This window comes from Henriciella mobilis, from assembly GCF_003576285.1.
Classification (GTDB): domain Bacteria; phylum Pseudomonadota; class Alphaproteobacteria; order Caulobacterales; family Hyphomonadaceae; genus Henriciella; species Henriciella mobilis.
Genome location: NZ_QWFX01000013.1, coordinates 89,789 through 103,400, shown reverse-complemented (window position 1 = coordinate 103,400; position 13,612 = coordinate 89,789). Strand labels below are relative to the sequence as shown.

Here is a 13,612-nt window from a genome sequence, read left to right as displayed (position 1 = left end):
CACCATTGATGCAACCGACAGCCCGCCACCTCCCAGCCTTCCGGCTCAGCGCCTCGGCGCTGACGACGCTGGTGGCGGCGCTGCTGATCGGCGCACCGGTCATCGCTGCGCTGCTAACCGGTCTTTTCGGCGGCGGCGGTGAGGCCTGGTCGCATATCGTCTCGACCCAGCTCTTCGGCTACACTTTCACGACGCTTGGCGTGCTGCTGCTGACAACCGTGTTCATCCTGCTGCTGGCCGTGCCGGCGGCATGGTTCGTCAGCTTGTTTGACTTTCCGGGCCGCGGCATCTTCGAGTGGGCGCTAATCCTCCCGCTGGCAGCGCCCGGTTATGTCCTCGCCTATGCCTGGGCCGATATCATGGAGGTGGGCGGACCGCTGCAGTCTGTCCTGCGTGATGTGACTGGCCTTTCGGCCCGCGATTACTGGTTTCCAAATCTCTACAGCGCCCCCGGCCTGTCCTTCGTCATGGCGTGCGCGCTTTTCCCCTATGTCTATCTCACCGCGCGGGCTGCTTTCTCCAACCTGTCGCTGTGTACGATAGAAGCCGCCAGGAGCCTTGGCGCGTCTCCGGCGCGTATCTTCATCAATGTCGTCCTCCCGTCTGCCCGCCCCGCCATCTTCGCAGGACTGGCGCTCGCGCTGATGGAAACCGCCGCAGACTATGGCGCGGCGAGCTATCTTGGCGTACAGACGCTGAGCGTCGGCATCTTCCGCGCCTGGCACAGCTTCAGCGAACCCGCCGTCGCCGCGCGTCTTGCCTTCCTTCTTATCCTGATCGCTTTCGGCCTGCAGCTGATCGAACGGCGCTCACGCGGGCGCGGCAGCGTGCAGCAGACGGCAACACGCTGGCGCACACCGAAACGGCGCAAGCTCAGCCGCCAGGCGGGTCTTATGGTTGCAGCCAGCTGCTTCGCGATCCTGCTCATGGCCTTCATCCTGCCGGTCACGCGCCTCGTCTGGGTCAGCGTCGAGACAGGTATCGGCCAGAAAGCCATCCTGCGGCCTTTCCTCAATTCGTTGGTCCTGGCCGCTGCGGGCTCCGCGCTCGCCTTCGTGCTGGCCGTCACCGTGGTTGTCGGCGCGCGCCAGAACCGGTTCAGCCAACTGATCGGGCGGATCGCTGCCGGCGCGGGATACGCCGCCCCCGGTATCGTTCTGGCGCTGGGCGCGCTGTTCATCCTGTCCTGGACCGGCTTTTCGGTGGCCGGCCCGGCTGCGCTGGTCTTCCTGGTCTGGATCTATGCCAGCCGTTTCACGGCAGCTGGGGCCGAACCCCTGAGTGCGGCCTTCTCCCGCGCCCCGGCCAGCCTCGGCAATGCCGCCCGCAGCCTCGGCGCCAACCGTTTCCAGCGCCTTGTCCGGGTTGACCTGCCGGTCGCAATGTCCGGCGCAGCGGCCGCGTCCATCATCCTCTTTGTCGAGATGCTGAAGGAGCTGCCGGCGACGCTGATGCTGCGTCCCTTCAACTGGGACACGCTGGCCGTCCAGGCCCACGCCTATGCGAGCGATGAGCGGCTCGCGGCGGCAACCCTGCCATCACTTCTCATTACGCTGGCTGGACTCGGGCCGGTCATCCTGCTGTCAGTGCAGCTCACCAAAGCTGGTGAGTCGAGGGCAGCTGGATGAATGAACTTCTCCCATTGAAGGCGGTTGGCGTCAGCCGTTTCTATGAAGGCACGCCGGTCGTCAATGACGCCTCACTGACGCTGGAGCCGGGCAAGATCACCGCCCTGCTCGGCCAGTCCGGCGCGGGCAAATCGACTTTGCTTCGGCTCTTTGCCGGGCTGGAGCCGGTCGATGCCGGCGAAATCCTGCTGGGCGACAAGGTCCTGTCCTCGACATCGACCCACGTCCCGGCCGAGAGCCGCTCGATCGGCCTGATCTTCCAGGACTTTGCGCTCTTTCCGCACCTCAATGCGCTCGACAATGTCGGTTTTGGCCTGAAGGGAATGACGAAAGAGGCCCGGCGCAGGGAATCGGGCGAGTGGCTGGAGCGCCTCGGCCTGTCTCACCGGGCGAAAGCCTATCCGCACCAGCTTTCCGGCGGCGAACAGCAGCGCGTCTCGATTGCGCGGGCGCTGGCTGCCAAGCCCGTCGCCATCCTGATGGATGAACCATTCTCCGGTCTCGATGTGACGCTGAAATCCGAAGTCCGGCGCATTGCCCTTGCCGCGGTTTCCGAGGCCGGCATTCCCGCCCTGCTCGTCAGTCACGATGCCGCCGAAGCCATGCGGGATGCGGACCGGATCGCAGTCATGCGCAAGGGCGTCATCCTGCAGGAAGACACACCCGAAGCGCTCTACCTCAATCCGACATCCCTGCCTGTGGCGCGGGCACTTGGCCCCCTGTTCCCTGTCGCCCGGGCAGACCTGCCGGAAGCATGGGCGACGAAGCTTCCCGAGGCTGATTCCTATTGCCTCCGTCCTGAAGCGATCCGGCTGTCAGGCGATGAGAGCGGGGTCCCGATGGAGGTAGTCTCCGCGCAGCGCACCTCCGCCCTGATGGAACTCAAACTGAAATACAACGGCCACGACACGCTTCGCGGGATTGGTATCGGGGCGCGCCGGCCGTCGCCCGGCGAAACGGTCAAGGTGACGCTATCGCCCGAATTCGTGTTCTGCCTGCCGCCGGAATCGGCCTGACAATTCGTTGAAGGCATGCAGCGATGTCTCGCCTTCGCCGTATTCTTTCACTAGGTTCGAAGCCAGCAACCAATCAGGCAGATCATGAAATTCTCCTTCCTGAGACCCATCATCGCCGCTGTCGGGGCGCTCGCCTTCGTCGCAACAGCATCGGCGCAGAGCCTGATCCGCGATGCGGAAATCGAGACGACACTGCGCGAATGGACAGACCCGATCCTCGAGGTCGCCGGCCTCAACCCGTCGGATGTCGACCTCTACATCATCAATGACCCCAGCCTGAATGCCTTCGTCGCCAACGGCCAGAAGATCCACCTTCATACCGGCCTGCTGATCGCGGCGGAGACACCGGGACAGGTGAAGGGCGTCATCGCGCATGAGACCTGCCATATTGCGTGCGGGCACTCGATTTCCCGGACCCGGGCTGCGCAGGTCGCCTCGCGCCCGGCCCTGGTCTCGATCGGGCTCGGCGTGCTGGCCATTGCGGCGGGCGCCGGTGATGCTGGCGCGGCCCTGATTGCCAGCTCCCAGCAATTTGCTGCCCTGAACTTCTTCGTGCACACGCGCGCGGAGGAAGCGACCGCCGATGCGGCTGCGGTTTCCTATCTCGCCGCACTCGGCCAGTCGCCGCGCGGCATGGTCGAATTCTTCGAGAATTATCGTTACCAGGAAGTGCTGTCCGAAGCGCGCCGTTACCCCTATTTCCGGTCTCACCCACTGGCCTCCGACCGAATCCGAACAACCCGGCAGCTGGCCCAGGAAACCGGCCTCATGGATGTGCCGCCGGACCCGAAGACGCAACGCGAGTTCGACCTGATGCAAGCCAAGCTGATCGGCTTCCTGGAACCGCTGGCGCGCGTTTATCAGAAGTATCCGCGCTCGGACAAAAGCGAAGCGGCCCGCTATGCCCGGGCCATTGCGTCGATGCAGTCGTCGGACCTGGCGGGAACCTTGTCTGAAGTCGATTCCCTTCTCGAGGAGTTTCCCGAGAACCCGTACTATTGGGAGCTGAAGGGCCAGGCCCTGTTCGAAATGGGCAAGCCCGCCGAATCGGTCGCGCCGCATGCGAAGTCGCTGGAATACCTTCCCGGTCATCCGCTGCTGCTGATCAACTATGCCCGCTCGCTCATTGCGCGCGGTGAGGAAGGCGACGTGAAAGCCGGCGAGAACGCGCTGCGCGACGCGCTGATCAAGGAGCCGCAGAACTCCTTCGCCTGGTCGCAGCTCGCCATTGCGCTCGAAAAGCAGGGCCGCCGGGCCGAGGCCGAACTCGCGACGGCTGAGTCGGCTTACAATATCGGGGACTACCAGCGGGCTTATATCTTTGCCGGGCGCGCTGCGCAGGATCTCGAGCCGAACACGCCAGATGCCCGCCGCGCCAATGACATCCGCAATGTCACAGACCCGGCCCTTCCCGAGAATGAGGGTTACTGGCGCCGCCGGGGCTAGACCGTATCCTCAGGCCTTTGGGTACTTCACCCCATTGTGAACCTGCATTGCAGACCGCATTGATGTAATTGAAAGTTTTGTTGTCTAGGAGACGCGGGCTGTTCCGCCCCAGCTCAGGAGTAATCATGGCTACCAGAATGAAATCCGGCCTTCTCGCCACTGCCGTATTTGCAGCATCTGCCTGCGCACAAGGGGGCGGCGAAACCTCATTGAACCGGGCCGAGATCGAAGAGATCGTACACGAATACATTCTGGAGAATCCCGAAATAATCGAGGAAGCCCTGATCCGTCTTTCGCAACAAGCCGATGCCCGCGAGGCCGAAGCTGTCCGTGAAAACATCCGCGCCAATTACGACGCCATCTACAATAGCGATGACGACTACGCGATCGGGCCGGAGGATGCACCGGTGACGGTCGTCGAGTTCTTCGATTATCGCTGCAGCTTCTGCAAGCGTTCGCTCGACTGGACGATGGCTCTGCCTGAAGACTATGAGGGCAAGGTCCGGGTGGTGTTCAAGGACTTGCCGATTCTCAGCCCCGAAAGTGAAAAGGCCGCCCTCGCCGCGCTCGCAGCCGGCCAGCAGGGCAAGTATACCGAGATGCACCTCGAGCTCATGGAACTGGACAATTCTACCGGCTTTGACCCGGAAGACATCGATGCCGCCGCAGAGCGCGCAGGTGTCGATGTCGCTCAGATGCGCGAGGACATGGATTCGGTTCGGCTGAAGAAGATCATCGCGGACAATAAGAGCCTGGCGCGCAAGCTGAACGTGGATGGCACACCGGCCTTCTTTATCGGCGAAGCCGTCGTCCCGGGTGCGAACCGCGAGATGGTCAACAATCTGATCCGCGACGAGCTGTCGAAGGACAGCTGAGGTCTAGATCAGCCCGGCCAGGGGCGAACTTGGGTCTGCATAGCGCTTGCGGCCCATGCGGCCGGCCAGATAGGCCTCACGGCCGGCAAGGACGGCATGCTTCATCGCGCGCGCCATGCGGACAGGGTCTTTCGCTTCGGCGATGGCCGTGTTCATCAGCACCCCGTCGCAGCCGAGTTCCATGGCGATGGCCGCATCGGAGGCCGTTCCAACGCCGGCATCGACAATGACCGGCACACGCGCATTCTCCACGATGAGCCGGATGTTGAGCGGGTTCTGGATACCAAGGCCTGAGCCGATCAGGCTGCCGAGCGGCATGATGGCGCAGCAGCCCACATCTTCCAGTTTCTTGGCATAGACCGGATCGTCGGAGCAGTAGACCATGACCTGGAAGCCGTCGGCGATCAGCGCCTTGGCCGCTGACAGCGTCTCTTCCATGTCCGGGTAAAGCGTCTTCTGGTCCGACAGGACTTCGAGCTTGACGAGATCCCAGCCGCCCGCTTCCCGCGCCAGGCGCAGCGTGCGCACCGCATCGTCAGCGGTAAAGCAACCGGCCGTGTTCGGCAGGTAGGTGTATTTGTCCGGCGAGACATGATCCTGCAGACGGTCCTCATCCGGATTGGACAGGTTCACCCGGCGCAGCGCTACCGTCACCATTTCAGCACCGGCCGCGCGGGCGGCTTCGGCATTCTGCGCGTAGGACTTGTACTTTCCAGTCCCGATGATGAGACGCGAGGTGTACTCGCGTCCGGCAATCTTGAGCGTATCGTCTGTCATCAGGGCTAGTTAGAAAACAATGCCTGCCAAGGCTAGGCCCCGGGACGTCAGAACTGACATGCAGATCAGGCCAGGCCGAACTTTTCCGGATTCTCCCGGATGTAGGCCTCAAGCTTCGGCAGGCCTTTGCGAAGTCCCGATTTCATCTGGCCCGAGATGAGAGGACCGAGAAAGAGCGGCGCCTTCGCGCGGAAATACCAGTCCATCCTGCACCCGTCAGCGGTGGGGTGAACCTGGTAATCCTCGACTCCGGCTTTCAGCGGCAGCGTGGTGCGATCAAAGCGGAAGGCCATGCGCCGGCCTTCGTCCCAGGCGAAGAAGACTTCTTCCACCACCTGCTTTCCAATCCAGACCGTGCGTGTGGTGCCGACACCGAACGGCTTCGGCGATGTCCATTCAACTTTTGTGATCGGAAGCCATTTCGTCCAGGTCTCGCCATCCAGCAGCGCATTCCAGACCACCTGCGGCGGCAGGGAAAACTCATGCGATACGGACTGCACCTTGGCATCGTCCGCCAGGTAGGCTTCGCCCACCTCATCAAGCTTCTTCGGTTCTTTTGCCATCTTCCCGCTCCCGTTGCCCAAAGGTGTCACCGGCCTAACACCATGCGCGGCAGCGCAAAAGACAGACCGTAACGGAAGCCAGACGCTCCGCCTCAGCCGCCGCCGACGAACTGCACGACTTCGAGCCGGTCGCCATCCTTGAGCGATGTCTCGGCGTGTTTCGATTTGGGGACGATCTCCCGGTTGAGCTCGATAGCGATGCCGCGCGGGTCGTCGGTCAGTTTCGCGACCAGGTCGCTCACGCTGGCGCCAGCATCGATTTCAAACGGGTCGCCATTGACGAAAACCTGCATTTCATCTCGCTCCCTTGTTCGCGAATGGCTTGCCTTGCCAGAAGAAGCAGCGCAAGAACCCTCACCATGACAAAGCCGGTGTACGTCCTGAACGGACCCAATCTCAACCTCCTTGGCACACGCGAACCGGAGATCTACGGCTCGCAGACGCTGGACGACATTCGCGACTCGCTCGTTGAAGCAGCGAATGGGCGCGCGATTGAGTTCCGTCAGACGAACGGCGAAGGTGAACTGGTGACCTGGGTCCAGGAAGCCTCGCGCAGCGCATCCGCGCTGATTATCAATGCCGGTGCATATACGCACACCTCGGTTGCACTGCACGATGCACTGCGCGCTTGCACCGTGCCGATCATTGAGGTTCACCTGTCTAATCCGGCGGCGAGGGAAGCCTTCCGCCTGACCAACTATGTAGCCCCAACTGCTACAGCAACGATTGCAGGACTAGGGGCACGCGGTTATCACTTCGCTCTTGAAGCCGCGATAAAAATGACAGCTTGAGGACACCGATTTCATGAGCACGGCAAAGAACGGCCTAGATACAGGTCTCGTCAGGGAACTCGCTTCCATCCTCAGGGATGCCGATCTGGGCGAGGTCGAAGTCGAACACGAAGGCCTGCGCATACGGGTCAGCAAGGCCGGCGCGAATGCCCCGGCGCCGATCCAGTATGCTGCACCACCTGCGGCTGCAGCGCCCGCGCCAGCTGCAGCGCCAGCCGCCGCCCCTGCGGCCGCAGACGCGGCACCAGCCGCTGCGGCCAAGAACGCCATCACCAGTCCGATGGTCGGCACCGTCTATCTTTCCCCCGAACCGGGCGCAAAGCCATTCGTGAGCGTTGGCGACAAGGTCAAGAAAGGCGACACGCTGATGCTGGTCGAGGCCATGAAGACCTTCAACCCCGTCGAATCGCCCACTGCCGGTACAGTGAAGGAAATCATCGTCGAGGATGGACAGCCCGTAGAGTTCGGCGAACCCCTGATCGTCATCGAGTGAGGCCGATCACATGATTGAAAAAGTCCTCATCGCCAATCGCGGCGAGATTGCCCTGCGCATCCACCGCGCCTGCAAGGAAATGGGCATATCGACCGTGGTCGTGCACTCCGAAGCCGACCGGGACGCCATGGCTGTCCGGCTGGCCGATGAGAGCGTCTGCATCGGACCGGCGCCGTCTTCGGAGAGCTATCTGAAAAAATCCCGCATCCTGGCTGCCGCCGAGATCACCAATGCCGATGCCATCCATCCTGGCTACGGCTTCCTGTCGGAGAATGCGCAGTTCGCCGAAATGGTCGAAGCGCACGGCATCAAGTTTATCGGCCCGACGGCTGAGCATATTCGGGTCATGGGCGACAAGATCGCCGCGAAACAGGCAATGATCGACGCGGGCGTGCCCGTTGTCCCCGGTTCCGATGGCGGCGTGACGAGCACGGGTGAAGCCAAGAAGATCGCGAAGAAGATCGGTTATCCGGTCCTGGTCAAGGCAGCTGCCGGCGGCGGTGGCCGGGGCATGAAGGTCGCCAAGACCGAAAAGGAACTGGAAAACGCGATCAAGACGGCAAAGACCGAGGCCAAGGCCGCTTTCGGCGACGATGCGGTCTATCTCGAGAAGTATCTCGGAAAGCCGCGGCATATCGAAGTCCAGGTGATCGCCGACACACATGGCAACACCGCCCATCTCTGGGAACGCGACTGCTCGCTGCAGCGCCGCCACCAGAAGGTGTTCGAGGAAGCCCCTTCGCCGGCCCTCAATCAGGCCCAGCGCGAAGAAATCGGCTCCATCGTCGCCAAGGCGGTTGCGAAGATCGGCTATCGCGGGGCCGGCACGATGGAATTCCTCTATGAGGACGGGAACTTCTATTTCATCGAAATGAATACCCGCATCCAGGTCGAACACCCGGTCACCGAGATGATCACCGGTATTGATCTTGTACGCGAACAGATCCGCATAGCCGACGGAAAGAAGCTGTCTTTCAGCCAGGAAGACGTGATCCTCGTCGGCCACGCCATCGAGTGCCGGATCAATGCCGAGCATCCGGAAACCTTCATGCCCTCACCCGGCACGATCACTGAATTCCATGCGCCGGGCGGCCCCGATGTCCGCGTCGACAGCGCCGCCTATGCCGGCTACAAGATCCCGCCGCACTATGACAGCATGATCGGCAAGCTCATCGTCCATGGCCGGACCCGCAATGAGTGCGTCATGCGCCTGCGCCGCGCGCTCGACGAAATGGTGATCGGCGGCATCCAGACGACGCTACCGCTGCATCAGCGTCTGGTCGAAGCCAAGGATGTCGTCGATGGCAATTACGACATCCACTGGCTGGAGCGTTTCCTCGCCAACAGCTAGACTGGCCGGGCGGAGGCCGCCATGTCAGACCGGTTCGATACGGAAAGATTGCTCGACTGCTACCGGCAGGGCGTGTTTCCCATGGCGGATTCGCGCCATGACATGAATCTGTTCCTGATTGCTCCGGAAATTCGCGGGGTCCTGCCGCTCAAGGGATTCCACATTCCCAAGCGCCTGAAGAAGACCGTTCGCCGGGAGCCGTTCCGCGTGACGGTCGACCTTGCCTTTAACCGGGTCATGGAAGCGTGTGCGGCGGAAGTTCCCAATCGCCCCACCACATGGATCAACACCCCTATCCTCAACCTCTACAGCGCACTGCACCGGCAGGGTTATGCCCATTCGGTCGAGTGCTGGGATGAGGATGGCTGGCTCGTGGGCGGCCTCTATGGCGTTGCGCTTGGCGGGGCGTTCTTTGGCGAGAGCATGTTTTCCCGCAAGACCGACGCATCGAAGGTGGCGCTGGTCCACCTCGTTGCGAGACTGATTGCTGGCGGTTTTGAATTGCTGGACGCCCAATTCCACAATCCGCATCTTGAGCAGTTCGGCCTTGAAGAAGTTCCGAAGGCAGAGTTCATGCGCCGCCTGCAGCATGCGCTCTCTGTAGATGCGGATTTCTACTCGGCCGGATTACCCGGGCCGGACGGGCTGACCGGTGAGCGGTCGGTACACCTGATCACCCAGACATCGTAGACGGGGTGTTCCAGCGCACTGAGGCCGGGTGAGGACGCGAACATCCAGCCGGAAAACAGCAGCTCTTCATCCGCCGCCTCCTGCTCATCGTCGCCGCGCGGTTCTGCCTCGTCGTTCTGCGCGATCGCCTCGGCGTCGATTTCGCTATCGTCGACACCTTCAACCTCGCTGGCAAGGCGCGGCACGGCCATGGACCGCATTCGGATGGCCTGCGTGGTTTCGATCTTCAGGAACGCCACGCTTTCCGGCGGCTCCTCCGGCGGGGTCTGATAGCAGACCGACAGATCAATCTTCAGCGATCCGTAGATCACCGGTTCGCCGACCTTTATCTCGAAGTCTGTGGAACGGCCTGTAATCTTGTCCAGCGCCCGCAGCGTGGCTGTCTGGAGCTTGACGTAGCTGGGCTGGCGCACAGCGCGCTGATCGTCTTCCGCTTCTTCGAGCAGGCCGTCTGACTCAGCGCCCTGCTCCTCAGCAGCAGGTTCATCGGGGCCTTGTTGCGCCGCGCTGAGACCGACCGACAAAGCCAGGGCAGCTGTCGCGCAGACAATCGGGACAAGTTTCAAAAGACGACTCCCTATTCAGCCGGGTCAGGATAAGCACCCTCATCTGAACCCGATGAATCGGACGATTCTGTGTCGCTGGCTGCACCACCCGAACCAGAACCGCTGCCATTGGCGAAGGACGCAAACAGGGTGAGCAGGTCGACACTGCCTTGCGTGTAAAGGATTTCACCGCAGCCGGAGTCGCCGAAAAGCTTCTGGTTTTCCCCGCACGGCTCAATTTCGCCGAAGCCAGGGCCCGGCTCGAGGCTGATATAATTGCCACCCAAGAGGCCCTCGGCCTGAATGCGGGCCGAGGCACCATCTTCCAGCGGGAAGAGATCTTTCGACAACGCCATGGTGACCAGGGCTTCGGCCCGGTCGACATCAAGCTTGATCGCCCGCACCGTACCGACCTTCACGCCGGCCATGCGGACGTCCGTTCCGCGGTCGACACCGCTGACGCTGCTGAAGCGCGCGCCGATCTCGACGCTGCCGGACGGGGCAGACGCAGCCTCTCCGCCGCGCGCCAGCGCAAACCAGAGAAAGACGCCAGCCACAACGACGACCGCTGCGCCGATCAGGGTTTCAAAAATCGATTCACGCATCGGGTGTCCAGGCCTCGTAGTCAGCGTCGGACTTCTGGCGCTTGCCAGACTCCTTCAGGGAGCCGTCCGGGCGATAGGCAAACAGCGTACCGGTCATGTTCGGCTTGTGATCTGTTTCCCAGGCGCGGCGATTAAGCGGTGCTTCGGTCGGCGGCTTTTCCAGCGTGTAGTGCAGCCAGCCAAACCAGTCGGCCGGGACTTTCGACGGTTCGGCGAGTCCGCGATACACGACATAACGGCGATTGCGGTGTTCGACCGACTTCTTGCGGTCTTCATAATACTTGTTCCCATATTCGTCCGTCCCAACGAGCGTGCTGCGCCGCTTGATGTCGAACAGGGCACCGAGCGTGGCACCATTCCACCAGGTAAATAGCTTGAGCATGGCCGAATCCTGAACCTTCCTGTGGACTGGAATATGGGGCAGGCTGCGCCGCGAATCCAGTTAGGCTACGGCTCACAATATCTGAACCGGCCCGTCAAGTCTGCGCGACACCAATTAAGTCAGGCGCTTGCCAGGTCCGGCACAAAAGAATGCCAAGCTGCGAAGGATGGGCCAATGAGCCGTCAGACAAAAACCTCAGACCTTCTCTCCGCCGCCATCGAGGCCGGCCGTATCAGCCCCCTGCTCCCGCTCGGACGCCTTGCCCCGGTTCCCGGAGAAGACGGCTCGGGCGACGGCGCAGACAAGCTGGCCCTGGCCATCGAGATGAAACGCAGCCTGGACCTCGCCCAACGCACAAGCCTCGGCCTTGCCGATCTCGTCGAGCAGTTGGGAGAAGCCCCGCGTAATGCCGATCTCGCCGAGGCGATGGTTTCCGGCCTGCCCGAACCGCTCATCGAGGCGGGTCTGCGCCATCCTGACGGTTTTCCTGGCCTGGAACGCCAGTTGCGCCAGAATGCGATGTCGCTATCGGCACCCGCACCGGTCGCGCTTTCGACAGAGGCCTATGCCAGCGCCAGCAGCCAGGTCAAAGCGGCCCGCGCGCTCGGCGTTTCGCTCAGCATCGGCGACTTTGCCGCGGACGCGCGCAGCCCGGCCATGGCGATCGACCTGGCCGCCTTCGTTTCTGAAAATGCGCTGGAGCTCGACCTTGTGCGAGAAACGGCCGAAGCCGCGCTGGCCCAGCTCGATGGCGAGGGGCCGCTGACGCTGCTGCTTCATGGCATCGCCGCCGGCGCACTGGCGCTCACCGCACAAGGCGAGGCGGACCTGGTAAAGCGAGGAACAGCGATTGTCTCAGCCGTCTCGGCAATGGCGGGCGGGAAGGCGCTGACCAAAGCCGATGCCGGACGGCTTGGCCTGCCGGCGGATACCCAAGTCGAGCCCTTGAGTGGGATTGACCTCATGATCGCGCCCCTGCGCGCAGATGCCTCCCTGCCTTTCTCACCCTCCAGCGAGGGGGTTTCGGGCCTCCGGGGTGTGACGGTCACCGAAGACGATGGTGCCGTTCGCCTCAATCCGCAGATCCAGGCCATGCTGGCCGACCGGCCGGACGACCTGTCCAGCGTTGAAGAAGCCATTGACCAAGCCAGTGAAATCGACGCCGTTCCCGGCCTCGGCAGCGATGTGCTGCGCAGCCGTGGTTTTTCCGACGAAGCGCTGCTGCGGGTGAAAAACGCGTTGCGCGAGGGCCTGCCACTGTCAGCGGCTTTCTCGCGCTGGGTGCTCGGCGATGACGTCATCATCAAGGACCTGCAGCTTGCCCCCGAAGCCTTCGATACCGATGGGCTGTCCCTGCTGCGGGCGATTGGCTTTTCGGCCGACGCTGTTGCCTCGCTCGACACGGCGCTGACGGGCCTTGCGGAAAACGCCGCCCGCGCAGCCCTTCAAGACCTTGGCATCGCCCTGCCGGAAGGCGCCGCTTTCGCCATCGACGTGGCGCGCGGTGTCCGAAAGATGACGACCGGCCTGCTGGCCGACGCAAGCGACTGGAGCCCGATGGACATATCGACCGGCCTCGACGCCGGCCTGTCGGTCCTGATCACGGGTGAAGCCGCCGAGATCGATGATCTTGTCGCGCGGCGGATGGCGTCGATCCACTCGCTGGCCGAAGATCTGAGCGCGGAAGCCGAACAGCCCGTTTCCTCTGACGGCAACAACGCCCCGGCGCCCAATTTCGGCGCCCATCGCACGCGCCTGCCGGACCGGCGCAAGGGCTACATCCAGAAAGCCACGGTCGGCGGCCACAAGGTCTACCTGCACACTGGCGAATTCGACGACGGCTCGCTGGGCGAGATCTTTCTCGACATGCACAAGGAAGGTGCCGCCTTCCGCTCGCTGATGAACAATTTCGCCATCGCTGTTTCGCTCGGCCTGCAATACGGCGTTCCACTCGACGAATATGTCGACGCTTTCGTGTTCACACGCTTCGAGCCTGCGGGCGAAGTGACCGGCAACGACCGGATTACGAAGGCGACATCCATCCTCGACTATATCTTCCGCGAACTGGCCATCTCATATCTCGCGCGCGAGGACCTTGCCGAGCTTGGCGACGATGTCAGCCATGATGGGCTCGGCCGCGGCCTCAAGGACGGTACGCGCCAGGAGCCGCAGCCCCTTCCCGAAGAGGCCGTGCAGTTCATCTCCCGGGGTTTTTCGCGCGGGCAGCTGCCCGACAATATCGTTATCCTCGATCGCAAGCGCGCCGAACGCGACGAAGCTGCGCATGTCGCAGCCGATGCGGCCGTTGATGGCGATCCCGAATACCTGCCGCAACCCTGTCCGGGCTGTTCGAGCTTCACGCTGATCGCATTGCCTGGAGAGGACACGCTGCATTGTGAAACCTGCGGCGAGGAAACCAGCAGCGGAAGCGTGCTCAACTAGCCTCTCAG

At 62.6% G+C, this 13,612-nt stretch carries 15 protein-coding genes; 9 read left to right on the top strand and 6 right to left on the bottom strand.

The window, feature by feature from the left end; translation table 11 throughout:
- Positions 1 to 8 precede the first annotated feature (8 nt).
- From D1223_RS10975 to D1223_RS10960, 4 genes are all read left to right on the top strand, one after another.
- Positions 9 to 1,628 carry an ABC transporter permease gene (locus D1223_RS10975; RefSeq protein ID WP_119376477.1) on the top strand — a complete coding sequence of 540 codons (1,620 nt, stop codon included), beginning with the start codon at positions 9 to 11 and terminating at the stop codon, positions 1,626 to 1,628.
- On the top strand, positions 1,625 to 2,644 hold the full coding sequence (locus D1223_RS10970; protein ID WP_119376476.1) for an ABC transporter ATP-binding protein: 1,020 nt from the start codon (positions 1,625 to 1,627) through the stop codon (positions 2,642 to 2,644). Before D1223_RS10975 ends, D1223_RS10970 begins: the two co-directional genes overlap by 4 nt.
- An 84-nt stretch (positions 2,645 to 2,728) precedes the next feature.
- On the top strand, positions 2,729 to 4,090 hold the full coding sequence (locus tag D1223_RS10965) for a M48 family metalloprotease (protein WP_119376475.1): 1,362 nt from the start codon (positions 2,729 to 2,731) through the stop codon (positions 4,088 to 4,090).
- 125 nt (positions 4,091 to 4,215) lie between these two features.
- Positions 4,216 to 4,965: a DsbA family protein gene (locus D1223_RS10960; protein ID WP_119376474.1), complete on the top strand. Its 750-nt coding sequence runs from the start codon at positions 4,216 to 4,218 to the stop codon at positions 4,963 to 4,965.
- Positions 4,966 to 4,968: 3 nt separating this feature from the next.
- Here D1223_RS10960 and D1223_RS10955 read toward each other — a convergent pair whose 3' ends face one another.
- The 3 genes from D1223_RS10955 to thiS all read right to left on the bottom strand — a co-directional run bounded on the left by D1223_RS10955 (position 4,969) and on the right by thiS (position 6,598).
- On the bottom strand, positions 4,969 to 5,742 hold the full coding sequence (locus tag D1223_RS10955) for a thiazole synthase (RefSeq protein ID WP_119376473.1): 774 nt from the start codon (positions 5,740 to 5,742) through the stop codon (positions 4,969 to 4,971).
- Positions 5,743 to 5,807: 65 nt separating this feature from the next.
- Positions 5,808 to 6,305 carry an SRPBCC family protein gene (locus D1223_RS10950; protein ID WP_119376472.1) on the bottom strand — a complete coding sequence of 166 codons (498 nt, stop codon included), beginning with the start codon at positions 6,303 to 6,305 and terminating at the stop codon, positions 5,808 to 5,810.
- Between the two features lie 92 nt (positions 6,306 to 6,397).
- Entirely contained in the window at positions 6,398 to 6,598 is a 201-nt protein-coding gene (gene thiS, locus D1223_RS10945; RefSeq protein ID WP_119376471.1) for a sulfur carrier protein ThiS, read from the bottom strand.
- A gap of 66 nt (positions 6,599 to 6,664) precedes the next feature.
- On the opposite strand from thiS, the gene D1223_RS10940 reads away from it, so the two are divergent.
- The 4 genes from D1223_RS10940 to aat are packed head-to-tail and all read left to right on the top strand — an operon-like array spanning position 6,665 to position 9,630.
- Positions 6,665 to 7,096: a type II 3-dehydroquinate dehydratase gene (locus D1223_RS10940; protein WP_119376470.1), complete on the top strand. Its 432-nt coding sequence runs from the start codon at positions 6,665 to 6,667 to the stop codon at positions 7,094 to 7,096.
- 13 nt (positions 7,097 to 7,109) lie between these two features.
- The gene (accB, locus tag D1223_RS10935) at positions 7,110 to 7,589 is read left to right on the top strand and encodes an acetyl-CoA carboxylase biotin carboxyl carrier protein (RefSeq protein WP_119376469.1); all 480 of its coding nucleotides are present in this window, start codon (positions 7,110 to 7,112) and stop codon (positions 7,587 to 7,589) included.
- A gap of 10 nt (positions 7,590 to 7,599) precedes the next feature.
- The gene (gene accC / locus D1223_RS10930; protein WP_119376468.1) at positions 7,600 to 8,940 is read left to right on the top strand and encodes an acetyl-CoA carboxylase biotin carboxylase subunit; all 1,341 of its coding nucleotides are present in this window, start codon (positions 7,600 to 7,602) and stop codon (positions 8,938 to 8,940) included.
- 21 nt (positions 8,941 to 8,961) lie between these two features.
- Positions 8,962 to 9,630, top strand: coding sequence for a leucyl/phenylalanyl-tRNA--protein transferase (gene aat / locus D1223_RS10925; protein WP_119376467.1), 669 nt, complete (start codon positions 8,962 to 8,964; stop codon positions 9,628 to 9,630).
- Here aat and D1223_RS10920 read toward each other — a convergent pair.
- The 3 genes from D1223_RS10920 to D1223_RS10910 are packed head-to-tail and all read right to left on the bottom strand — an operon-like array spanning position 9,555 to position 11,162.
- Positions 9,555 to 10,196, bottom strand: a complete 642-nt coding sequence (locus D1223_RS10920; RefSeq protein ID WP_119376466.1) for a DUF2155 domain-containing protein — start codon at positions 10,194 to 10,196, stop codon at positions 9,555 to 9,557. The two genes, aat and D1223_RS10920, sit on opposite strands and share 76 nt — an antisense overlap.
- Positions 10,197 to 10,207: 11 nt before the next feature.
- Entirely contained in the window at positions 10,208 to 10,780 is a 573-nt protein-coding gene (locus D1223_RS10915; RefSeq protein ID WP_119376465.1) for an MlaD family protein, read from the bottom strand.
- On the bottom strand, positions 10,773 to 11,162 hold the full coding sequence (locus tag D1223_RS10910; protein ID WP_119376464.1) for an NADH:ubiquinone oxidoreductase subunit NDUFA12: 390 nt from the start codon (positions 11,160 to 11,162) through the stop codon (positions 10,773 to 10,775). The genes D1223_RS10915 and D1223_RS10910 overlap by 8 nt, the downstream gene beginning before the upstream one ends.
- A 174-nt stretch (positions 11,163 to 11,336) precedes the next feature.
- On the opposite strand from D1223_RS10910, the gene D1223_RS19060 reads away from it, so the two are divergent.
- Positions 11,337 to 13,604: a TSCPD domain-containing protein gene (locus D1223_RS19060; protein WP_233353127.1), complete on the top strand. Its 2,268-nt coding sequence runs from the start codon at positions 11,337 to 11,339 to the stop codon at positions 13,602 to 13,604.
- Positions 13,605 to 13,612: the final 8 nt, after the last annotated feature.